Source organism: Paenibacillus sp. FSL M7-0420 (assembly GCF_038002345.1).
Lineage (GTDB): Bacteria > Bacillota > Bacilli > Paenibacillales > Paenibacillaceae > Paenibacillus_AQ.
Window position 1 is genome coordinate 6,978,241 of sequence record NZ_JBBOCJ010000001.1, and the last position, 22,419, is coordinate 7,000,659.

The following is a 22,419-nucleotide window of genomic DNA, read 5'->3' on the forward strand; positions in this document are numbered from 1 at the left end:
TCCTCTGCCAGTCCCTTCTAGTTGTCATTGTATAAATTATACAACAGGCTCCGTTCATCTGAAGCAAAAAAAAAGCCGAGTTCCATTTATTTCGGAATCGGCTGTTCATCTTATTAGAGCTACGCGGATGGAATATTTTACTTCGTTTCCGGAGCGGCTGCGGCAGGAACCGCACTCTCCTGGGTCTTCGACAAGAAGATATTCAGAATGATCGCTGTCAGCGACCCGGACACGATTCCATTCTGCAGCAGCATTCTGGCGAATTCCGGCAGCTGGTCGAACATGGACGGAAGCACTGCAGAGCCGAGGCCCACCGCGATGCTGCAGGCAGCAATCAGCAGATTGCCGTCCTTGCGCAGATCCACATCGGACAGAATCGACATACCGGAAGCGGCGACCGAGCCGAACATGACAATCATCGCCCCGCCCAGCACCGCATTCGGCACCACTGTAGTCAGTGCCGCCAGCTTAGGCAGCAGACCAAGTACGATCATAATTCCGCCTGCTGCAAAAATAACATTCCGCGTCTTCACCCGCGTCAGCGACAGCAAGCCGACATTCTGGGAGAATGCGGTGTACGGGAAGGCATTGAACAGGCCCCCCAGCATGATGGCCAGTCCCTCGGAACGCAGGCCGTTCACGATCTGCTTCTGCTCCACCTGCTGGTCCGTCGCCTTACCTACGGCAAAGTAGACCCCGGTGGATTCGACCATAGACACAATATTGACGATGATCATTGTGAATATGGCGGTAATGCTGAACTGAGGCCAGCCGAAGTAGAACGGCTGTGCAACGCTGACCCAGGAAGCTGTGGTCACGGTAGAGAAATGAACAATGCCCATGGCATAGCCGATTACTGTACCCACTACAAGTCCTACCAGCACAGATACGGAGCGCAGGAACCCTGTGGTCAGCCGGTTAACGGCCAGAATAACGAGCAGTGTGATCAGAGCCAGCAGCAGATTGCGGGGCTGCCCGAAGTCGGCGCTGCCCTGGCCGCCGGCCACATTATTCATCGCTACGGGAATCAGCGACAGTCCGATGATTGTGACTACCGAGCCGGTGACCACGGTCGGGAAGAACTTCAGCAGCTTCCCGTACACCGGGGCTGCCAGCACCACGAACAACCCGGAGATAATGATTGCGCCATAAGCCGTTGCCAGATTGGAGCCTGAAGCGATGGCGATAATCGGGCTAACGGCTGTGAAGGTACAGCCGAGAACAACCGGCAGCCCGCTTCCGAAATATTTGCTGCCCATAATCTGCAGCAGGGTCGCCAGTCCACAGGTGAACAGATCCGCTGCAATCAGATACGCCATCTGCGTACCATTCAAGTTGAGTGCTCCCCCGACAACCAGCGGTACTATGACCGCTCCGGCATACATCGCCAGTACATGCTGAAGCCCTAGGGCCAGTATCTTCTGTTTGCTTAACATCCTGCACGCTCCTTGATTAATCCTTCATTATCTATGAAATGAATCTCACCCGGCGACATGGAAGCAATCCGTGCCAGGGAATACACCGGAACTCCGCGCTGCTCCAGCAGACCGCGTCCCTCCTGGAAGCTCTTCTCGATGACACAGCCGACCCCGGCCAGCTGCGCCCCCGACTCTGCTACGATATCGCATAGCCCTACAAGCGCCGCGCCGGTAGCCAGGAAATCATCAACGATCAATACGGTATCGTCCGGCCCGAGATATTTCTGTGAGATGCTGATCTGGTAGTCCTCTTGACGGGTGAAGGAGTGAACCGGTGCCGAATACACCGCTTCGGACAAGGTGACTGCCTTCTTCTTCTTGGCGTAGATGAACGGAACACCCAGCGCAATTCCCGCCGCCATGGCGAACTGAATGCCGCTGGCCTCCACAGTCAGCACCTTGGTGATCTGCCGGTCTCCGAAGACTGCTGCGAATTCCTTCCCGATCGCAAGCGCAAGCGCCGTGTCTACCTGATGGTTAAGAAATGAGTCCACTTTCAGCACAGTCTCCGATAGAATTAAGCCTTCTTGTCTAATGCGTTCTTCTAATACTTTCATTACAGCGGATCTTCCTCCTTAGAAATAAAAAAAGACAGATAAAATAAAAAGGACAGATTCCCTGAGTGTTTCTCTCAAGTGAATCTGTCCTTCTGGGTTTTTGTCCCTTGGTGGTGTAACACATATACGTGTCCGCATCGCTTGGACCAGTCTTTCCCGTGCCGCAGCACAAGAAACGGAACCCTAGATGCGCTATTTCACTCATAGTCGGATAATTACAGTGGCTATCCGGTAGAAACTTATGGGCCATATTCCCAAGATTATATGAGTTATATGAAATCTGTTATTTGAACTCAGAATGAATCATGTTTGTTATCTTACACGCTCTACACGCTGGTTACAAGCAAAATTTTAAGTAAATTGCGGTGATTTCAAAGTTTTCATGAAAACTCCGGCAAAAGCAGGCCTGCCTCCGGAAAGCCTTGTAAATTTTAGGTTTAAGGTGTATTCTTCATGTCTTCTATATCACTGAAGCTCCATAAAAGCTATAATTATATAGCTTAGCATTCTAACTGAACAAAGGCGGCGGACAATGAGAATAAAACAACAGGTTTGGTTAGCTGCATCAGCTTCTATCCTGCTGCTAGGCAGTATGATTACTATATCTATCCTCTTTATGGAGGGTGGCCCGCGCCTGCTTACAACAGGATTAGGCGCGGGCGGCATTCTGGTTAGTATCGGCCTTCTGTACAGTATTCAGCGAAATATAGACCGCGGCCTGGGCCGGATCACGGAGATCTCACAGGATATCGCAGCAGGCATTTTTGACCCTGCTGCTGCGGCTACTGTCCGGAAGGATGAATTCGGCCAGCTTTCAGCTTCCTTTTTCGGGCTGGCAGCTGAGCTCCATCACAGAACCGCCGATGAGCGCGAACTGCGGCTTAGAGCCGAGGAACAGGCCTGGATTAATACGCAGGTGTCTGAGATGGCGCTGCTGCTTCAAGGCTCTGTCCAGCTGAGGACGGCCTCGCGTGTGTTCATCGGCAGGCTGGCTACCGCTGTCGGCGGAAGCTACGGGGCGATCTATCTGAAGCAGGGGGGGCAGCTGAACTTCGCGGCCGGCTATGCCTTCGATGATGCTTCAGGGCAACAGGAGTCCATACCGCTGGGCAGCGGCCTGGTCGGACAATGCGCACTGGATCAGCAGATGATCGTACTGCAGGATCTACCAGAGAATTATATCAAGGTCCGCTCCGGCCTGGGGGAGGCTGCGCCCTCCTCGCTGATTATAGTCCCTATTAAGCATGAACAGGAAGTTGTAGCAGTCATGGAACTGGCTGCCTTAAGCCCGTTCAACTCCAAAGAGATGCAGCTGATTGAACGCACCGGACAGAACATGGGCGTGCTGATGAATACGCTGGCGGATGTCGCCAGAATTGAAGAGCTGCTGAGCGAGACTCAGCTGCAGAAGGAAGAACTGGAGGCCCAGACCGAAGAACTGACCGCCCAGACCCAGGAGCTGGAAGCTCAGACCGAAGAGCTGATGGCCCAGACAGAGGAGCTGCGGCTGCAGACCGACCAGTTACAGGACCAGAAGACTGAACTGGAGGCGCAGTCCGAGAGCCTGCTGACCTCCAATGAACAGCTTCAGACACAAATGAAGCTCACAGAGGCCCAGAAGGACGAGATTGAAGCCCAGACGGAGGAACTGCGGCAGCAGACGGAAGAGCTGCATGCCTCCAACCTGGAATTGCAGAATCAGATGGAGATTTCCCGCCGGCAAACCATGGAGATCCAGGCACAGGCCGACGAGATCTCTGCGGCAAACCGCGATATGCAGAAGCAGCTGCAAATCACGGAAATGCAAAAGTCCGAGATCGCAGATCAGGCCGAGGAGCTTCAGGCCCAGACCGAAGAGCTTCAGTCTCAGACGGAGGAGCTTCAGGCCCAGACCGATACATTGCAAACTCAGGCCGATGAACTGCTGATCCAGAAGGAGGAGCTGGCTGCCTCCCATGATCAGCTGCTGCTTCAAGTCGAGCTTACTGAGAAGCAAAAGGAGGAGATCCAGGCACAGGCGCAGGAAATCTTCATGGCCGCGCAGTACAAATCGGAATTCCTGGCCAATGTCTCCCATGAGCTGCGCACCCCGCTGAACAGCCTGCTGATCCTCTCGCAGATTCTTGCCGAGAACAAGGACGGCAATCTGGAAGCGAAGCAGCTGGAATACGTTCATACGATCTTCTCGGCAGGCAAGGATCTCCTGCAGCTGATCGATGAGATTCTCGATCTGGCGAAGCTGGAGGTCGGCAAAATGACCCCTGTAATCGAACCGGTCTCCCCACAGGATCTCAGCAATCATGTCTTCCGCCACTTCGAACAGCAGGCCAAGAAGAAGAACCTGCGGTTCGATGTCCATTCCGACAACCGGCTGCCGGATTATCTGATGACCGACGGTCACAGATTGCAGCAGGTCTTGAATAATCTGTTATCCAACGCCATCAAATTCACACCGGAGCAAGGCTCCGTCTCCCTGTCGATCCGCACCAGCGGCGAAGAGGTCATCTTCGCCGTCAGCGATACCGGTATCGGCATAGCCGCTTCCAAGCTGGAGAGCATCTTCGAAGCGTTCCAGCAGGCAGACGGCACCACCAGCCGCAAATACGGCGGCACCGGTCTCGGCCTCACGATCTGCCGGGAGCTGGCTACCCTGCTGGGCGGAAGAATTGAGGTGGATTCCGTGGAAGGCAAGGGCAGCACCTTCTCCCTCATTATTCCCGCTGTGGAACCGGGAGAGGATGCCCAGACCCTTGCTGCCGCAGCCTATTCAGCAGCAGCCTCTCCGGAGATTCCGGCTTCCGAGCCTATCCGCCGCGAGAATCCGGCCTTCCGCGAATCCTTCGTGCCCGACATTTCCATCTCCAATCCGAAGCTGCTGCAATATGCGGAAATGGATGATGACCGGGGCAATCTGCTGAGCGGGGATATTACCCTGCTGATTATCGAGGAGGACGCCGAATTCGCCGCCCGGCTGCTGGAGCTGGCGCGCAGCCGGGGCTTCAAGGCCATCGTCGCCTTCCAGGGCGATCAAGGGCTTGCCCTGGCCCATGCCTACAAGCCTGATGCCATCCTGCTGGATCTGCATCTTCCCGTTCTGGACGGCTGGTCCATTATCAGCCGCCTGAAGAGCAGGCCGGAACTGCGGCATATCCCAGTGCATGTCATCTCGACAGCCGAGGAGAACCAGCAGAGCTTGTCGATGGGCGCCTTATCCTTCTGGAAGAAGCCGAATGATTATGCAGAGCTGGAAGCAGCCTTTCTCCAGATTGAGACTTATATCCGCCGTCCGGTGAAGAGTCTGCTGATTGTCGAAGACAACAAGGTTTTGCGCGGCAGTCTTGTCGAATTCATCGCCCATCCCGATGTGAACATTATTGCAGTGGGCACCGGAAGAGAAGCGATGGAGCATCTGGCCAGCCATCATTTTGACTGTATGGTGCTGGACCTGGGTCTCTCGGATATTTCCGGCTTCGACCTGCTGGAGCAGGTCAAGACCAACCGCAAGCTGCAGACCTTGCCGGTGATTATTTATACAGGCAAGGATCTCAGCAAGACAGATGAGCAGCGCCTTAAGCACTACGCCGAGAGTATTGTGATCAAGAACGTGCGTTCAATGGAACGTCTCTATGACGATACGGCCCTCTACCTCCACCGCAAGCATGCAGACCTGCCTTTGGATAAGCAGCGCCTGATCGAGAACCTGCATAATCCGGAGTCCGCTTTTGCCGGGAAAAGCATTCTGCTTGTGGATGATGATATGCGTAATATTTTTGCGTTATCCAGTGTGCTGGAAGGTTATAATATGGAGATCAGCTTTGCCCAGAATGGCAGAGAAGCCCTGGAGCATCTGGAGACCCACCCTGGCGTTGAACTGGTATTCATGGATATTATGATGCCGGAGATGGATGGTTACGAGACGATGAAGCATATCCGGCTAAATCCGGACTATGATCAGATCGTCATTATTGCGCTGACCGCCCGCGCCTTGGAGGAAGACCGGGTCAAATGCCTCGAAGCTGGGGCGAGCGATTATATATCCAAACCGATTAATACCACACAGCTGGTGAGAGTGCTGAAATTATGGTTGATTCAATAGGAGGCAGCATGGAGTATCCGATTAATATTTTGATTGTAGATGACCGGGCAGATGAGTTCCTGTCCATTCAGGCATTGCTCGCCGATTCGCCCTACCGGCTGGTTCAAGCCCTCTCGGGCATGGATGCTCTGAAATGTCTGCTGGAGCAGGAATTCGCCCTGATCATTATGGATGTGCTCATGCCTGGCATGAACGGGTTTGAAACGGCGAAACGGATAAAGATGCGTCAGAAGTCACGGGATATCCCGATTATTTTCCTAACCTCGCTGACCTCTGAGCTGGAGAACTATATGTTGGCTTATTCGGCAGGGGCCATTGACTACCTGACCAAGCCGTTCCATCCGATCGTGTTAAAAAGCAAGATTGACGGCTTCGTCCGTCTCTACCAGACCCGCAAAGAGCTGCAGCTCAAAACGCAGGAGCTGGAGACAGCCAACAGCATCCTGACCGAGCTGAAGGAGACCGCCGAGGTGGCGCTGCGGATCAAGAGCGGCTTCCTTGCCATGATGAGCCATGAGATCCGTACTCCGCTGAACGGGATTATCGCCATGTCGGATGTGCTTCGTTCCTCCGAGCTGTCCCCGGACGACCAGGAGATGGCCGAAATCATTCATACCAGCGGTCACGCGCTTGTCTCTGTCATTACGCACATCCTGGACTTCACCAAGATCGAATCCGGCAAAATGGAGCTGGATTATGAGCTCTTCAATCTTCACTCCTGCATCAAAGAAACGGTCGATCTGTTCAGGGCTCTGGCGAGAGAACGCAGCCTGACCCTGGAGACCTCTATTGATCCTGACATTCCTGCCCTGCTTATCGGTGACCCCAACCGTCTGCGCCAGGTACTGAATAATCTGATCGGCAATGCCATCAAGTTCACGATCACCGGCGGCGTCAAAGTGCATGTCCAGCTCCGGCAGGCTATGGATAAGCTGCTGGAGCTGGAATTCATTATTGAAGATACCGGTATTGGCATTCCAGAAGACAAGATGAAATATCTGTTCCAGCCGTTCACCCAGATCGGAGCCACCATCAACCGCAAGTTCGGCGGAACCGGGCTCGGGCTGTCCATCTGCAAAATGCTGGTCGACCTCATGGGCGGAACAATCTATGCCAAGCCGGGTCTAGTGGGCGGGGCTACCTTCATCTTCACCATCCAGGTCGCTGAAGGCCAGCCGGACTGAGGCTCCCCCGTCGTTCAGCATGAACCCGTCTCACTGCATACAAGAAGCTCCCCCTTCAGATCATGAAGCGGGAGCTTCTTTGTTATTGCTGTGGACTATTGTAGAATGAAATGGATTAACTCTGGAAGGGGATGAACTCTTTAGATGGGAACCTCTAGATTCCCTTTGTTCCAGCAAAACTTCGTGCTGCAGGCGCGAAGTACAACTCATCATTGGGAAGGCACCGGCCCCCTTTCGATCAAGACATTTCGGAATGGCCGGGCCTATTACAAAACAAATCTTGGTCATTATGCTGTGGAGAAAGAGGGCTACCTTCTTCTAAATGAGGGGGAGCAGTACGGAATAGCCATTGAGTCAGAGACAGAAGTCGACTCTTTTTGTGTCTTTTTCAAGACTGGCTTTGCTGAAGAATTTCATCGAGCCATTCATGTCGGAACAGAGAAGTCTTTGGACGATCCATTTTCAGAATCTAAGCAACCGTTGCAATTTCATACAAAGTCATACCGCCATAGTCATTTGATAACTGCGCTTATCGAGAACTTCAAGAATTCCTTACCTGTACTCGGCAGCGAGAATCTCTGGCTTGATGAACAGTATCAAAATCTAATTCAGGCACTGCTTAACGTCCATCAGAAGATGGCTCAAGAAATTAATACCGTCCTCGGCACACGCCCGGCCACCAGGGAGGAGCTGTTCCGGCGGTTGACCGTAGCATACGAATACTTGCATGCGTACTACAACCAAAATGTGTCTCTTGAAGAAGTCTCAAAGGTCTCATGTCTCTCTAAAAACCATCTGATCCGCAGCTTCCGCCACTTTTTCAAAAGAACGCCACACCAGTTCATCCTCGAAAAAAGGATACTTGAAGCACAGCGTCTCCTTGCTCAAACGGACAGCAATGTAACCGAGATTAGCCTAAGTATTGGCTTCGATAATGTCTCTTCCTTCAATAAGGTTTTTAAACAAAGAACGGGACTCTCACCCCGGATGTTTAGAAAAAAGTGATTTTGGAAAAGTAACCTTCATCCGCACATGTTACATTTACTGTGTGGAACATACAATATAACAAGGGAGCGATATTCACATGAATTCAGAATTTCAAATCAAAGGCATCGGGCAAATATCCATTCGGGTACATGACATGGAAGCTGCCACCCGGTTCTATCAAGATACCCTAGGCCTAAACCTTTTATTTCAGATCCCAAACATGACTTTTCTGGAGTGTAACGGAATTCAGCTGGTCTTGAGTATTGCCGAAGACCCGCGGTTCGATCATCCCAGCTCGGTGTTCTATTTCCAAGTTGACAATATTCACGCATCGTACGAAACGTTGGTCGAGCGGAATGTACATTTTCTGGACAAGCCGCATAAAGTCGCTGAGATGGGTCAAACCGCTACCTGGATGACGTTCTTTCAGGACCCCGATCAGAATGTACATGCCTTGATGAGCGAAGTACCTGTGTCTTAATAATTTCTTCTGGGGGGCGCTATTGCCCCTTTATTCGGTTTTTCGCTTACATTTGGCCCGCGTACTCCGCATCAGCAAATTGTATGCTGTTTTTCGCATACATTCGGTCCGCGCACCCCGTATCAGCAAATTGTATGCTGTTTTTCGCATACATTTGGCCCGCGTACTCCGCATCAGCAAATTGTATACTGTTTTTCACACACATTCGGTCCGCGCACCCCGTATCAGCAAATTGTATGCTGTTTTTCGCATACATTTGGCCCGCGTACTCCGCATCAACCCAGTGCTCCTCAGCGCCCCCTATCCCCCCACCGCCGCAATCAACACCGGCAGGACCAGGAAGGAGGCCAGCGTCGTCCAGACGATACAGCGCGAGACCAGCGCAGGCGAGCTGCCGAAGCGTTCCGCCAGGACGACGGAATTGACAGCCACCGGCATGGAGGCCAGAATCAGCAGCACCGAGAACAGGGTGCCTGTGATGTTCAGGGCAAGCAGCACCAGCGCGGCCAGCAGCGGAGCCAGCACCAGCCGGACGGTCAGCCCCGTCCAGAAGGCCAGCTGCACATTGCGCTCCGTATGTGCTGCCTGGACCTTGACCATCTGCGCGCCGAGGATCGCCAGTACTACCGGCGAATATGCTCCGGCGGCCATCGCAACGCCTGAGGCCAGCTCATGCGGCATATGCAGGCCCAGCGCCCGCAGCAGCAGCGCCAGGATGGCGGCGTAGATGGCCGGCAGCGAGAAGACGGACTTCACCGCGCTGCGCACGGAGAACTGTGACCGGGCGGCAAAATACACGCCGATCGTATTCACGATCACCATCTGGGCGATGACATAGACCGATGCCTTGTCCAGGCCCAGCTGGCCGAAGGCCAGCAGTACCAGCGGCAGGCCGTAATTGACGCTGTTCGTGAAGGTGGAGATGAGCGTCAGGCCGGCGGCCTCCGGCGGAGCCAGCTTCAGCATTTTACCGATTAGGGTCGCCACACCCCACAGCAGAAACAGGTTCATGAGCGAGAAGGCCAGTGTCTTATAGACATCATCGAAGGAGATATCTGCCGTAGCCAGCGTGTCGAGAATAATAGCCGGACTGAGAAAATACAGGTACAGCGTCAGCAGAGGCTTCGTATCGAGCTGCTTATACCGTCCAAGCAGCGCTCCGGCAGCCACCGGAATGGACAGCGGTACGATAACCTCAACAAGTGTCGTGAGTACAGTCTGAATCACAAGCCAGGACTCCTCTATGTAGTAGTTATTTCTACTATAACCCTCCGGGCAGGGAGCGTCTAAGACAAGGAAGCAATATCCTTGATAGCAATTGCCTATGACCCCCGCCCCGTGCAGACAAAATAACCCCACAAAGTGGAGCTTTAGCGTAGGTGTTGACTCAGGTACTTTGCGGGGACCCCAAAACATAAAAAAAATCCCGCACCCTTAAATTAAGGGCCACGGGATTCCGGTCAGGTCTTCATTTTACAGCATTTTGATCTCAAGCAGCTCGTATTTGATGATCCCCATCGGGGCATTGACGCTGATGATATCGCCTACCTTTTTGCCGATCAGCTCTTTGCCGAGCGGGCTCTCGTAGGAAATCTTGTTGTCCAGCACATCGGCTTCCGCCGGTCCAACCACTCTATATTCGATCTTCTCCGAGTACTCCACATCGTTGAGGATAACGATGCAGCCTACGCTGACTGTACTCAGATCCATATTGCTGGCATCCACAATCTGTGCCTTGATCAGCATCTTCTCGAGAATCATAATGCGGGTCTCCATGAAGGATTGATCCTCCTTGGCGGAGTGGTATTCGCTGTTCTCCTTCAGATCGCCGTAGCTGATCGCCAGCTTAAGCCGGGCTGCAAGCTCCTTGCGCCCTGCTCCCTTCAGTTCCCTCAGCTCTTCCTCCAGCTTGGCCAAGCCTTCTTTGGTCAAAAATACTTCGTCATTATTAGACATGTATACAACTCCTATTATTTGCTCACTTTATAGTATTCTAACTCATAATCGCCCAACATGCGAAGAGAAAGCGCTATAACGCATTATTAAGGAGTATTTACGGCAGAGTCCCGGCTTCAAGCCTCTGCCTGCGGAGCAGGGGCCGCTGCAGGCTTGCCGCTGCCGCTTCTCAGGAGAAAGGTCAGCGGAATAGCCAGCAGCCCCACTGCCGTAGCGATCAGGAAAATATCCTGCACGCCCATTGTCATACCCTGCGCCTTCAGCAGAGAACCGGCTGTCCGGGCTGGCCCATCCGCCAGCTCCTGCTGATGGGCCAGCGATCTGGAAGCGAGCAGCGAGCTGAATACGGCAATGGACAAGGCACCTGTAGCCTGGCGGACCCAGTTGGTTACAGAGGAGGCATGCCCGGTAATGGCTCTTGGCACCGCCGACATTCCGGCATTGGTCACCGGCATGAAGGCCAGTGCAATGCCGACATTGCGCACCGCCATAAGCACCGCCACACGGGTATGAGTCACGGCCATCGTGATGTGGGCAAGCTCCCAGGTTGAGGCGCTTAGCAGCAGAATGCCGCCAAGGATGAGCCAGAACGGGCCGATCCAGGAGTACAGCTTGCCGACCACCGGTGACAGAACAGCCATCACGATGGAGCCCGGCAACAGCACCAGCGCGGTCTTCAGCGGGGTAGACTGCTGAATATCCTGCAGGAAGACCGGGATCAGGAAGGTTCCCGAGTATAACGCAACGGTAATAATGCAGTTGATGATCAGGCTGTAGGTGAACCGGCTCTGCCGGAATACCTTCAGATTCAGCAGCGGCTCCTGGATCGACAGCTCCCTGCGGATGAAATACGTTAAGGCCGCCGCCCCAACCAGCAGCAAGGTCAGGGTATTCCATGACGTCCAGCCCCAGGCGCCCCCTTTATTGAACGCCAGAATAATGAAGGCGCTGCTTAGAATGACTGTGACGAAGCCCGGCAGATCGAAGCTTCTGCTCCCGGTGTTCTGCCGCTGGAAGGGCAGGCACTTGAGAGCTACGCCAATGGCAATCAGGCCAATCGGCAGATTGATCACGAACAGCGATTTCCAGCCGAAGTATCCGGTCAGCCAGCCGCCGAGTGTCGGGCCGAAGGCAGGCGCCAGCATCGAGGACAGGCTCCAGAGGCTCATGGCGAAGGCCTGCTTTTCTTTGTCGATGAACTGATAAATCATCGTCATGGTAGTAGGGATGATCAGGCCGCCGAATATCCCCTGGATAATGCGGAAGGTAATCAGGGAATGAATATTCCAGGCCACCGTGCACAGTGCCGAGAACAAGGTGAAGCCCGACAGGGCGAATACGTACAGAACCTTATAGCTCCATTTATCCCCGAAATAACCCACCACAGGCGCAATGACGCCGGTAGCAAGCAGATAGCCGGTAATCATCCATTGTACGGTGCTGATCCCGGCGTGGAAGTCGTTCAGAAAGACCGGGAACGCTACGTTAATGGTGGTCGTACTGAGAATGGCCATGAAATTTCCGAAAAAGATGGCCAGAATAATCAGCCAGAATGATGAATGTTTTGCCGCCGGACTGCTCAAGGGCGCTCTCTCCTCTATTTTGCGGTTCACCCCAATATAGGTGTATAATACAATTAATTTAATATATGTGTATTATACAACTATATGATTGAAAGTCAACTTGACTTTTTTCATGATTCTTTCATAATAAGGCGGCAATATCCGGTTCCCTTAGCATAAGGCCGGTGTTATCACTTATACTAGGGAGACATATGACAAAGTAACCGGTAAAGGACGGAATCTAACTATGGCTGATGAACAGAAGGATAAGCACCTCGAAGCCCTGAACCAGGAGCTGATCACGCTGATCCGCCTCGGCTCGCTGGATAAGAAGCATGGCGGGCTGGACCGCTCCTCGTATACCCTGCTCCACCATTTGTCGATACACGACAAGGTAGGCGTTAAGGCGCTTGCCGAACAATTCGGCCTCGACACCTCTACCATCAGCAGGCAGACAAGTGTCCTGGAGGCGAAGAACTATGTGGAGCGGGTGCCTGATCCGCAGGATGGGCGCTCCAGCTATTTTCAGCTTACTGCGCTTGGTGCACAGACCTTCGCCGAGGCCCGGGACATCCGGCTTGCGCGCTACGGGGAGATCTTCGGGAATTGGTCCCCGGAGGACTGCGGACTCTTCAGCGGACTGCTCGCCCGGCTCAACCGCACCCTGCAGCAAAAATAGCACGAAGAGGATTGACGGATGCTGGCGAAGCTGGTAGATTGAATTAATCATACAAAATAACTCGGAATTATATTTTAGCCAAAGGGGCCGGTCTGCATGAACTTTATTTTCTTTTCCCCGCATTTCCCCAAGAACAGCACTGATTTCTGTACGCATCTGCGGGAGCAGGGAGCCACGGTGCTTGGGATTGGCGATGCAGCCTATGACCAGCTGGAGGACAAGCTGAAATCGGCATTGACCGAGTACTATAAGGTAAGCAACCTCGAGAGCTACGAGGAGATTCTGCGGGCTGTCGGTTATTTCACCCATAAATACGGCAAGATTGACCGCTTTGAGTCGCTGAATGAATACTGGCTGGAGCAGGATGCGGCGATCCGTACGGACTTCAACATCTACGGCACCAAGTCGGATTTCGTCCATAATCTGAAGCAGAAGTCCAAGATGAAGGAATTTTTCCGCAAAAGCGGGGTAAGCACCGTCCAGTTCTCCACCGGCACAACACGCGTGAGCGTCGAGAGCTTCATCCAGAGCGCGGGCTTTCCGCTGGTGGTGAAGCCCGATCTCGGCTCCGGGGCCAGTAATACGTACAAGATCAATAACGAAGAGGAGCTCCAGCACTTTTTTGACACGAAGCCGGAGGATGTAGCCTTCATTATTGAGGAATTCATAGACGGGGTTATCTTCACCTATGACGGGCTGGTGGACAGGGACGGGAATGTACGCTTCGCAGTCAGCCACCTGTTCGAGAACAGTGTGATGGATGTCGTCAATACGGACAATCACCTCTACTACTTCTGTCTGCGGGAGATCAGTCCAGAGGTCGAGGAGGCGGGCCGGAGCATTTTGCAGGCTTTTGACATCCGGGAACGGTTCTTCCATATCGAGCTGTTCAAATCGCACAAGGATGGCCGGATCATTGCCCTGGAAGTGAATATGCGACCGCCCGGCGCCTGGATGACTGATGCGATTAACTTCGCCTATGATGTCAATGTGTATAAGGAATGGGCCAGTATGGTAGTGCATAATGAGGTCGGCGGTCCATACGAAGGCAAATATTATACCGGCTATGCCAGCCGCAAGAATCATAAGCATTACGCTCACAGCCACGAGGACATCTACCGTGCATTCGGCGGGAAGATCGTCAATTATGACGAGATTGAGGAGGTCTTCAGCAGAGCGATGGGCAACCGCGCTTATCAGTTCCGTTCACCCGAGCTTTCGGAGGTCAGAGACATTAGAGGCTATATTCAACAAGAAGAGGGATAGGATGTGTTAACGGATGAGGATAAGCTACCATAAGGAGTACAGCCACAACCTGGGCAGAGACATGGAGTATAAAATATACGGCCACGCCGGCAAACCGATGCTCGTCTTCCCCACCTCGCTTGGACGCTTTTATCAATATGAGGATTCGGGCATGATCGGCACGCTCTCGTCCTTCATTGAAGCGGGCAAGCTGCAGATCTGGGCCTGCGACAGTCTGGATGAGGAGACCTTCTTCTCCACCCACTGGAACAATGAGGACCGTGTGCACCGCCATGAGCAGTATGACAAATATATTGCGCATGAGCTGATTCCCGGCATCCTCCATGAGAGCAAGCACAACAACGGCGGGACCGACCAGCGCATTCTGATCTCCGGCTGCTCGATGGGCGCTTATTACAGCGCCAGCTTCTTTTTCCGTTATCCGCACTATTTCGATACCTTGATCGCCCTGAGCGGCGTCTACTCCACCTACTACTTCTTCGGCGACTATATGAGCGGGAACGTCTATCTTAATTCACCGCTGCATTACCTGCCCGGGCTGACGGATGAGCATTATCTGAACCAGTACCGCAGCAGCACAATCATCGTCTGTGTCGGTCAAGGGGCGTATGAGGACGAGATGCTTCATGAGACCCGGCTGCTTCAGGAAGTGCTGGGGCAAAAGGGTATTCCGGCCAGGATCGACTACTGGGGCCATGATGTCAGCCATGATTGGCCATGGTGGAACAAGCAGATTCATTATTATGTGGAAGGCTGCCTGGGTTAGTGAAGCTGGGGCTTGAACAGATTCATTTGAATAAAATCATCCTACCGGATGAATGGGATTACCTGCGCGCCACCGCAATGTATGCTGTTTTCCACATACATTCGGGCCATATGCCTGCATGTGAGTACAATGTATGCTGTTTTTCACATACATTCGGGCCATATGTCTACGTGTGAGTACAATGTATGCTGTTTTCCACATACATTCGGGCCATATGTCTACGTGTGAGTACAATGTATCCTGTTTTCCACATACATTCGGGCCATATGCTTACATGTGAGTACAATGTATGCTGTTTTTCACATACATTCGGGCCATATGCCGCTGTACCAGCCGATAGTACTCGTTTTTCAGCATATCATTACCGATAAAATTAAACTCACTCTTGCTCCTAGCGACTACCCTTCAGCCACATTCAGCAACTAAGTACTCTGCGAATCATTCAACACGAGGAAACTATAATTTCCTATACGAGCACAAAAAAAGGGGCTGTCCCAAAAGCCATGAAATGGCTGCTTGGGATAGCTCTTTATTTTGTAGTAGGATCAACGTGAGCACTTGGGTGGACGCTGCGCGAACGGACCGTTGTTCCAATCGCTGTGGTCTCCAGATTTTTTTCATTCCCCTTAGCGGTGAAAATCCGGAGACCAAGGCGACCGCTGCCGCTTTTCCACAATCGTTCCGTCCTCTCCGCTGTTTAAGTGGGAAAAGTTTCTTCAAATCTTTCTAAAATCACAAAAAGAAACCTCTCTTTTGTTAAAATGGAGTTACCACACAACCATTTCAAAGGAGAGGTTTCTTTGTACATTCAATATACCATGGACCAACTTTGCTTGCCAATGGATCTGGAAGAAGATATCCCGGGAAATCACCTCGTTCGCGTCGTGAATGCCGCCGTCAATCGGCTGGACAACGCCATTTTTGACGCGGCCTATCCCGGCGGCGGCCGTGACAGCTACCATCCTAAAATGCTCACCAAAGTCATCATCTACGCTTACACTCAGCGAATCTATTCGTCTCGCCAAATCGCCAAAGCGGTCCGGGAGAACATTCCCTTCATGTGGCTGGCCGGACGGCAGCGACCTGACTTCCGCACGCTGAATCGCTTCCGTTCCCAGCGGATGAGAAATGTCCTCGAAACGGTATTTACCGCCGTGCTTCAGTTTCTGGCTAACGAAAAATACGTGTCTCTGGAGCATTATTTTGTGGACGGAACTAAGATCGAGGCGAATGCCAATCGCTACACCTTTGTCTGGAGCAAAGCGGTCAGCAAACACAAAGCGAAACTGCAAGATAAGGTACAGGCCCTATTCGCTGACATTGACGCAGCGGAAGAGCAGGAAGAACAAGAGAACCAGGGCAAAGATCTGGCTGAACTCAGCACGGGTTCGGAAATGGACAGTGAGAAACTCGAACAAGCCGTGCAAAAGCTTGAAGCTCAGCTTGCCGAAAAACCAAAAGACAAGCCCCTAAAAAAGACGGTTCGGACGTTGCGTAAGGATTTGCTCCCTCGACTGCAGAAGTACGAACAGTACCAAAAGCTGCTTGGGGACCGGAACAGTTTCAGCAAGACCGATCCCGAGGCAACGTTTATGCGGATGAAAGAAGATCACATGCAAAATGGCCAACTGAAGCCAGGTTATAATCTACAGATTGGGACCGAAAACCAGTTTATTGTGGCCTACAGTCTCCATCAAAGACCGGGTGACACCCGCTGTTTAGAACCACATCTGGCAAAAACAAAGCAATTCCTCGGGAAACTTCCAAAGACGGTCATTGCAGATGCCGGCTATGGAAGTGAAGAAAACTACGCCTATCTGGAAAAGAGCGGGATACAGGCCGTCGTGAAATACAGCACCTACCACAAAGAAAAGAGCAAAGCCTGGAAAGCCGACGTCGGAAAAATCGAGAACTGGACCTACGACGGATCCGAGGATCGCTGGACGTGTTTAGCTGGACACCCGCTGTATTTCCAACGAGAAAGCAAGGAAACCACAGAGAGTGGATACGAAATTAAGAAGCGTCACTACCAAAGTCAAAGCTGCGGAGGTTGTCCGCTAAAAGAAAACTGCACGAAGGGAAGCGGAAACCGGGAAATCGCAGTCAGTTTGGAGCGGCTTAGATACCAGAAACAGGCGAAAGAAATCCTCTGAAGCGAGGAAGGCTATCTATAGGCCGTACGTCGAATGACGGAGCCGGAAAGTGTATTTGGACAATTAAAAAATAACCGGGGTTTCCGGCGCTTTCTGCTTCGCGGCATGGAAAAAGTGACGCTAGAGGTCGGTTGGCTTTCGCTTGCTCACAACCTGCTGAAGCAAGCAGCGAATGACCAGAAACGCAAGGGAGCGATCCTCCAATAACGGAGAACCGCTCCCTTTCTTACAAATTAATCTTTTAAGAAGGCATGGGATTTTTCCCCCACCAGTAGAGTATCTACTTTTGGGACAGCCCCTTTTTCTTAAGACCGCTGCCGCCCTGTCCTATGCAGGAACATGCTCCGAACAGAACTGAAGCAGCGCGGCTTCCTCATCTTCTTCCATATCGAAATCGAGCAGCTGGCCTGACGAGGTCTCCAGCAGATCGTAGCTGACAATGCTTGTCTGCTCCTCTTCCACTTTGACAATCACGCGGGCGGACACGCCGTTCTCCACGTACAGCTCATCATCCTCCGGCACATCAATATTCACGACGAACTCATATCGCTTGCCGCTTAGGATATTAAATGGATCTCTTACGTTCTCCACGGTGTAGCTTGTAAATGTCAACAAGTTGCATTCCTCATTTCTCAATTCACTGCCAGATTATTGTAACACAGTATCTGCGGCTTTGCCTTTGGTCTTCTTAATCTGCTTGCTGCGCAGCTGTCCGCAGGCCGCATCAATATCGACGCCCTGCTCCAGCCGGGTGCTGACGCTGACGCCCTGCTTCTTCAGCGTATCGAAGAACGCACGCACCGACTCCCGACTGCTCCGCTGATACTGGCTATGCTCATCCACAGGATTATACGGAATCAGGTTGACGTTCGCCAGCTGGCGGCGGTCTCCGATTAACGCAGCCAGCTCCAGCGCATGCTCCTCACGGTCATTGATATCCTTCAGCAGGATATACTCCAGCGTGATTCTCCGGTTCGTCTTCTCCAGATAGTAATCAATCGCCGGCATTAACTTCTCTATAGGAATGGCCCGGTTAATCTTCATAATCTGTGTCCGCAGCTCATTATTCGGGGCGTGCAGCGAGATCGCCAGATTAACCTGCATATTGGCGTCGGCGAATTCTCGGATTTTGTCCGCCAGGCCGCTGGTGGATACGGTGATTCCTTTGCCGGCAATCGCCAGGCCCTTGTGATCCTTAATTGTAATCAGGAAGTTCAGCAGATGCTGGAAGTTATCGAACGGCTCGCCGATCCCCATAACTACGACATGGGTGACCTTCTGGCCCAGACCGGCCTGATCCAGATAATGCTGGACCTTCATAATCTGCTCCACGATCTCGCCGCTGGTCAGGTCCCGGCTCTTCGCCAGCAGCCCGCTTGCACAGAAGCTGCACCCGATATTACAGCCGACCTGAGTGGTGACACATACGGACAAGCCGTACTTCTGCCGCATCATCACTGTCTCAATCAGGTTGCCGTCCTGGAGGCGGAAGAGGAACTTCACCGTACCGTCGGCCGATTCCTGCTTCACATGCTCTTCCATCGTCTGAAACACATAATGCTCTTCCAGCAGCTCTATGCATTCCTGATTCATTCCGTCCATCTCGGCGAAGCTGGTGATCCGCTTGCGGTACAGCCATTCCCAGACCGCAGTGGCCCGGGATTTCTTGTGGCCATGCTCCAGCAGCCATGCTGTCAATTGCTCCAAAGTCAATCCATAAATGGATTCTTTATTCATTTCATATCCTCTTTTCAAAACATTAAAGTTCAATCTATCTATTCTACCTTGACAGGGACATTAGCAACAATACCTTATTGTCTCAAATTTTGTTTATTAAAACAAGAGGAAACACTGCGGAGCCGGGCGCTTTTGAGCTGAAAAAAATAAAAAAGCGCAGTCCGCAGCGACCACGCCTTTTTCGCCAAACCTTATTTATACAGAACCTTCTCGACATTGTACTTCGCGCGAAGCTTGTTCACGATGTAGGTCTCATAAATCTCTCTGTCCACCGGATCTTCGACGAGGCAGACTTCGATGCGGGTGACCTCATCGCGGTGGAGCTTCATCACGGATACATTATCCTCGAAATGCTTCTTGATCCGCGGTCTCAGCTTGCGGGCCTTGCCCACAAACAACAGCTCGTCCTGATCATTGTAGAACATGAAGATGCCGCCGGCTTCGCGGGTAATCAGGTGGAAATCGGTGAATCCGTTAATATGGCTCAGCTCAGGGTTAGCTTGCTTGTAAATAATAACTTCCGGTGACGGAATGGTAATGCTGATCATTAAGCTTCACTTCCTCATTGGATATAGAAATAAATAGTATCACAGAATGGGTATCGTGACTATTTGTATCTTGTGCAAATTACCCTAGAGCTATAAGGAAAAATCAAAAAATCCGGCTCTACGGCTTCAAATCATACTGGTTATTGATCAATCACTCTTCATGGACTGATGAAAAGGACAGCCCTTCGCTTCCGCAGCCTCATGCTGCCCAGAGTCCGCCTGTTGCTTCTTCCGGTAGACGAAGCGCGGGCTTAGCTGCAAATCTCGCAGCTTGTTGTCATTCCAGATCGGCGTGGAGGAAGGCGACATCGGCGGAATCAGCCAGCCCCACTTGCCGGATACTTCCCGTCCCTGCTGCTGCTCCTGTTCCTGGAAGCGGACGAACTGGTCTGCGGCAGTATGATGGTCCACAATACTGACCCCAGCCTGCTTGAAGGAATGGAGGACAGCCCGGTTCAATTCCAGCAGCGCCCGGTCCTTCCACAGCGAGGTATTAGTGGACCGGTCCAGGCCTAGCAGGTCAGCTACCGCAGGCAGACGGTTGTAGCGGTCCGTATCGCCGAAATTCCGCGAGCCGATCTCCGTCTCCATGTACCAGCCGTTGAATGGCGCTGCCGGGTAACGGATGCCGCCGATCTCCAGACACATGTCCGAGACAATCGGAACGGAGTACCAGCGCAGGCCCAGCTCCGTGAACTGCGGAATCTCCGGATGGCTGAGCGGAACCTCCTGCGCAAGTCCTGGGGGGATTGGGAAGTAACGGGGCTCCTCCCGGCCGATGCTGATCACGAGCGGCAAAATGTCGAAATCCCCGCCTGTGCCCTGCCAGCCCAGCCTGAGGCAGACGGCGGTGAATTCATCCGAAGCCGGATCACCGGCACGCGGATGCTCCCCGTCCCCGGGATAACCGGCATAGCGGATCAGCTGATGATTCCAGATCCGGATTGCACGGTCTTGCTCCTCTTCACTGCGGAAGACGGTAATGACCGGCCGGATACGGCCGCCGTTATTCGCATGCTCCATATGATGCAGCAGCGCCTCCGCGACCTCCGCTACAGTCTCTGCTCTGCGGGCGTCAATCACCTCTAGGGAATGCCAGAACAGTCTTCCGATGCAGCGGCTGTTATGGCGCCAGGCCATCCTTGCCCCGTGCGCCAGCTCTTCTGCCGTATGCCTGTATGTACCTGTGCGCTGCACCTCTTCGCGTATCTCCGCCAGACGAAGGTCCCGTTCACCCTCTGTTAACCCCAGCTCCTGATAGCAGGCCGTAATGAAGGACTCCGCCTGCCGGATCAGCTCCTGAGTGCTATGCTGTGGAACTGTGTGTTTCATCTTCTCTCTCCTATCCATGCGTGCCCTGCTACAGTGCCCTCAGCGTATCATCTCTGCTCCAGCTCTGCCAGCCTGGAGATAATCCGTCGTTTGCGGTAGAGCATCCGCGCAGCCTCTGTAACCTCCTCCAGCGTCTTCCGGTTCAGGTATGCGCCGAAGAACATGCCTGCGACCGGAACGGTCTGGAGCAGCTTTTTCCAGCCCCAATTGTCGCGGTATACAGTCACTACCTCCTTCCAGCCCTGAATCCTGGAGACGGTCTCCTGGGTCGCGGCGAGAATGTTGCCGTCCCCCCCTGCCTGCAGATTCAGCTCCTTCAGCAGCGTGCGCTTCCCCACTACATCGGAGGAGGCGAACTGCATCACCTTCACGGTGAAGATCCGCTCGGCCTTATCGGTCGGATCGTAGCCATAACACAAACCGATCTCCTGAATCGCCTTCAAGGAGAGGCCCAGGACAGCCGGAATATCGGCAGCCAGTGTAAAAATCCCGCCGAAGCCCGTGGTCGCCCCCTGAGCCGTAGCCGTATTCCGGCTCCGCTCCGCGAGCTTCAGTGCCACTGCATCCATGACAGCCAGCGGGTAAGGCCCGGTAGAGGGAGCGCCCGCCGCCCGGCTTGTCTCTTCCATCAGCTTGCCCACCTTGCGCCCGGCCACCAGATAGTTGCCGCCGTTCTGGATGTAGCCGCCCAGTTCATCAAGCAGCCGGCCTACCTTCTCGTGGATAACCTTTGGCGTGATTGCATCCAGCAGCTTGAAGGGCAACCGGGTAATCCGGTCCCAGATCATCAGCCTATTCTGCTCTTTCTCCCACTTGGTAATCTCCTTAAGCGCGGCATACAGCATCTCCGGTGTCTCCGGAGGCCCTCCTGAACCGGTATTGTCCGCTTCTGGCATAGTTATGTACCTCCCCTGAATGGTCTCGTCATTACCTTATAACCCTTTTTCACAGCAAATGATTGCACAAGTCCCCCATTCGCCCCTCGGGTACCATCAACAGCAAACAGGCACCCCGGATCAACTCCGGGAATGCCGGTTCTCCATAGCCTGGTTCAGGCTTTAATCCTGTGACTCGCCTGCCTGCCCATCCAGCGAAGACAATCTGCGCTTCTCTTCCTCCAGCCTCTCTTGGACCAGCTCTACCCCTTGTCTGCCGACCGAGCCTTCCGGGGCATGGCGCACAGCTTCTTCAGCGTGCTCCAGGCTGTTCTCTGCCTGCTCCATCATCTGTCCGGTCGGATGGCTCACGGCCTGGGTTACAGCGTTATGCAGCTTCGTCACCGCATCGTGCGCCTGATCCACCGTACTGTTGGTGCGCAGACTAGATTCGTAATGCTTCATATTATATTTCCCCCTCCATCACAATGTCCGTTCTTCTGTAGGATGGATTAGGGAAGGAAATCTTATGCGGATTGTAGGCGCGGGGTTCACATGCGGACCGTACGGACGTTATTACTCTCAAAACCGTGGCCTTTCGCTCCATGAGGACTGGAGAGACCTTATCCCCCCAAAAGCAAGGCCGAATTGTGCCAAATGGGAGCAATAAAGGCTCTGGAGTCCGCATGGGCTCGAAAACAGGCTGATTGCTGGAAATAACGGCGCTGGAGTCCGTACGTAACTGAGTAGCGGAGGTTATGG

Annotated in this window: 18 protein-coding genes, 1 pseudogene and 1 riboswitch; of the genes and pseudogenes, 8 read left to right on the plus strand and 11 right to left on the minus strand. The window is 53.0% G+C overall.

Annotation, left to right across the window (positions count from 1 at the left end; all coding sequences use genetic code 11):
• Positions 1–137: 137 nt before the first annotated feature.
• Positions 138–1,436, minus strand: a complete 1,299-nt coding sequence (locus tag MKX51_RS29905) for a nucleobase:cation symporter-2 family protein (protein WP_076081459.1) — start codon at positions 1,434–1,436, stop codon at positions 138–140.
• A complete protein-coding gene (locus MKX51_RS29910; RefSeq protein WP_209868713.1) occupies positions 1,430–2,035 on the minus strand; it encodes a xanthine phosphoribosyltransferase in 606 nt (201 codons plus the stop codon). Before MKX51_RS29910 ends, MKX51_RS29905 begins: the two co-directional genes overlap by 7 nt.
• Before the next feature lie 184 nt (positions 2,036–2,219).
• A riboswitch (purine riboswitch) is annotated at positions 2,220–2,323 on the minus strand.
• A 244-nt stretch (positions 2,324–2,567) separates the two neighbouring features.
• Between MKX51_RS29910 and MKX51_RS29915 the strand changes: the two genes are divergently transcribed.
• From MKX51_RS29915 to MKX51_RS29930, 4 genes are all read left to right on the plus strand, one after another.
• Positions 2,568–6,131, plus strand: a complete 3,564-nt coding sequence (locus MKX51_RS29915) for a response regulator (protein WP_340994901.1) — start codon at positions 2,568–2,570, stop codon at positions 6,129–6,131.
• An 8-nt stretch (positions 6,132–6,139) separates the two neighbouring features.
• Positions 6,140–7,315 carry an ATP-binding response regulator gene (locus tag MKX51_RS29920; RefSeq protein WP_340994902.1) on the plus strand — a complete coding sequence of 392 codons (1,176 nt, stop codon included), beginning with the start codon at positions 6,140–6,142 and terminating at the stop codon, positions 7,313–7,315.
• A 144-nt stretch (positions 7,316–7,459) separates the two neighbouring features.
• Positions 7,460–8,320: a helix-turn-helix domain-containing protein gene (locus MKX51_RS29925; RefSeq protein WP_340994904.1), complete on the plus strand. Its 861-nt coding sequence runs from the start codon at positions 7,460–7,462 to the stop codon at positions 8,318–8,320.
• A 79-nt stretch (positions 8,321–8,399) separates the two neighbouring features.
• Entirely contained in the window at positions 8,400–8,783 is a 384-nt protein-coding gene (locus MKX51_RS29930) for a VOC family protein (protein ID WP_340946283.1), read from the plus strand.
• Positions 8,784–9,083: 300 nt separating this feature from the next.
• Here the strand turns inward: MKX51_RS29930 and MKX51_RS29935 are convergent, their stop codons facing one another.
• The 3 genes from MKX51_RS29935 to MKX51_RS29945 form a co-directional block, all read right to left on the minus strand.
• Entirely contained in the window at positions 9,084–10,010 is a 927-nt protein-coding gene (locus MKX51_RS29935; RefSeq protein WP_340994905.1) for an AEC family transporter, read from the minus strand.
• Between the two features lie 246 nt (positions 10,011–10,256).
• Entirely contained in the window at positions 10,257–10,739 is a 483-nt protein-coding gene (gene greA, locus MKX51_RS29940) for a transcription elongation factor GreA (protein ID WP_036691918.1), read from the minus strand.
• A 116-nt stretch (positions 10,740–10,855) separates the two neighbouring features.
• Positions 10,856–12,322: an MDR family MFS transporter gene (locus MKX51_RS29945; RefSeq protein WP_340994906.1), complete on the minus strand. Its 1,467-nt coding sequence runs from the start codon at positions 12,320–12,322 to the stop codon at positions 10,856–10,858.
• Positions 12,323–12,548: 226 nt separating this feature from the next.
• Between MKX51_RS29945 and MKX51_RS29950 the strand changes: the two genes are divergently transcribed.
• The 4 genes and pseudogenes from MKX51_RS29950 to MKX51_RS29965 all read left to right on the plus strand — a co-directional run bounded on the left by MKX51_RS29950 (position 12,549) and on the right by MKX51_RS29965 (position 17,372).
• On the plus strand, positions 12,549–12,980 hold the full coding sequence (locus MKX51_RS29950) for a MarR family winged helix-turn-helix transcriptional regulator (RefSeq protein ID WP_340994907.1): 432 nt from the start codon (positions 12,549–12,551) through the stop codon (positions 12,978–12,980).
• 96 nt (positions 12,981–13,076) lie between these two features.
• A complete protein-coding gene (locus MKX51_RS29955; protein ID WP_340994908.1) occupies positions 13,077–14,246 on the plus strand; it encodes an ATP-grasp domain-containing protein in 1,170 nt (389 codons plus the stop codon).
• Positions 14,247–14,259: 13 nt separating this feature from the next.
• Positions 14,260–15,012: an esterase family protein gene (locus tag MKX51_RS29960; protein ID WP_340994909.1), complete on the plus strand. Its 753-nt coding sequence runs from the start codon at positions 14,260–14,262 to the stop codon at positions 15,010–15,012.
• A gap of 800 nt (positions 15,013–15,812) precedes the next feature.
• Positions 15,813–17,372: pseudogene (locus tag MKX51_RS29965) on the plus strand (IS1182 family transposase).
• A 120-nt stretch (positions 17,373–17,492) separates the two neighbouring features.
• Here the strand turns inward: MKX51_RS29965 and MKX51_RS29970 are convergent.
• The 6 genes from MKX51_RS29970 to MKX51_RS29995 form a co-directional block, all read right to left on the minus strand.
• Positions 17,493–17,780 carry a DUF6509 family protein gene (locus tag MKX51_RS29970; protein WP_076081434.1) on the minus strand — a complete coding sequence of 96 codons (288 nt, stop codon included), beginning with the start codon at positions 17,778–17,780 and terminating at the stop codon, positions 17,493–17,495.
• Between the two features lie 33 nt (positions 17,781–17,813).
• Positions 17,814–18,902 carry a 23S rRNA (adenine(2503)-C(2))-methyltransferase RlmN gene (gene rlmN / locus MKX51_RS29975; RefSeq protein ID WP_340994910.1) on the minus strand — a complete coding sequence of 363 codons (1,089 nt, stop codon included), beginning with the start codon at positions 18,900–18,902 and terminating at the stop codon, positions 17,814–17,816.
• Between the two features lie 191 nt (positions 18,903–19,093).
• The gene (locus MKX51_RS29980; RefSeq protein WP_340994911.1) at positions 19,094–19,450 is read right to left on the minus strand and encodes a nucleotide excision repair endonuclease; all 357 of its coding nucleotides are present in this window, start codon (positions 19,448–19,450) and stop codon (positions 19,094–19,096) included.
• 147 nt (positions 19,451–19,597) lie between these two features.
• The gene (locus MKX51_RS29985; protein WP_340994912.1) at positions 19,598–20,782 is read right to left on the minus strand and encodes a nitric oxide synthase oxygenase; all 1,185 of its coding nucleotides are present in this window, start codon (positions 20,780–20,782) and stop codon (positions 19,598–19,600) included.
• 47 nt (positions 20,783–20,829) lie between these two features.
• Entirely contained in the window at positions 20,830–21,678 is an 849-nt protein-coding gene (locus tag MKX51_RS29990; RefSeq protein WP_340994913.1) for an EcsC family protein, read from the minus strand.
• Between the two features lie 162 nt (positions 21,679–21,840).
• Positions 21,841–22,122, minus strand: a complete 282-nt coding sequence (locus tag MKX51_RS29995; RefSeq protein WP_340994914.1) for a hypothetical protein — start codon at positions 22,120–22,122, stop codon at positions 21,841–21,843.
• Positions 22,123–22,419 lie beyond the last annotated feature (297 nt).

What these genes read in the sequence shown, in the direction of transcription:
- rlmN (WP_340994910.1), bottom strand. Translation starts at nt 18,902, where the DNA reads ATGAATAAAGAATCCATTTATGGATTGACTTTGGAGCAATTGACAGCA.
- greA (WP_036691918.1), bottom strand. Translation starts at nt 10,739, where the DNA reads ATGTCTAATAATGACGAAGTATTTTTGACCAAAGAAGGCTTGGCCAAG.
- MKX51_RS29915 (WP_340994901.1), top strand. Translation starts at nt 2,568, where the DNA reads ATGAGAATAAAACAACAGGTTTGGTTAGCTGCATCAGCTTCTATCCTG.
- MKX51_RS29995 (WP_340994914.1), bottom strand. Translation starts at nt 22,122, where the DNA reads ATGAAGCATTACGAATCTAGTCTGCGCACCAACAGTACGGTGGATCAG.
- MKX51_RS29925 (WP_340994904.1), top strand. Translation starts at nt 7,460, where the DNA reads ATGGGAACCTCTAGATTCCCTTTGTTCCAGCAAAACTTCGTGCTGCAG.
- MKX51_RS29950 (WP_340994907.1), top strand. Translation starts at nt 12,549, where the DNA reads ATGGCTGATGAACAGAAGGATAAGCACCTCGAAGCCCTGAACCAGGAG.
- MKX51_RS29910 (WP_209868713.1), bottom strand. Translation starts at nt 2,035, where the DNA reads ATGAAAGTATTAGAAGAACGCATTAGACAAGAAGGCTTAATTCTATCG.
- MKX51_RS29920 (WP_340994902.1), top strand. Translation starts at nt 6,140, where the DNA reads ATGGAGTATCCGATTAATATTTTGATTGTAGATGACCGGGCAGATGAG.
- MKX51_RS29930 (WP_340946283.1), top strand. Translation starts at nt 8,400, where the DNA reads ATGAATTCAGAATTTCAAATCAAAGGCATCGGGCAAATATCCATTCGG.
- MKX51_RS29980 (WP_340994911.1), bottom strand. Translation starts at nt 19,450, where the DNA reads ATGATCAGCATTACCATTCCGTCACCGGAAGTTATTATTTACAAGCAA.
- MKX51_RS29905 (WP_076081459.1), bottom strand. Translation starts at nt 1,436, where the DNA reads ATGTTAAGCAAACAGAAGATACTGGCCCTAGGGCTTCAGCATGTACTG.
- MKX51_RS29960 (WP_340994909.1), top strand. Translation starts at nt 14,260, where the DNA reads ATGAGGATAAGCTACCATAAGGAGTACAGCCACAACCTGGGCAGAGAC.
- MKX51_RS29985 (WP_340994912.1), bottom strand. Translation starts at nt 20,782, where the DNA reads ATGAAACACACAGTTCCACAGCATAGCACTCAGGAGCTGATCCGGCAG.
- MKX51_RS29990 (WP_340994913.1), bottom strand. Translation starts at nt 21,678, where the DNA reads ATGCCAGAAGCGGACAATACCGGTTCAGGAGGGCCTCCGGAGACACCG.
- MKX51_RS29955 (WP_340994908.1), top strand. Translation starts at nt 13,077, where the DNA reads ATGAACTTTATTTTCTTTTCCCCGCATTTCCCCAAGAACAGCACTGAT.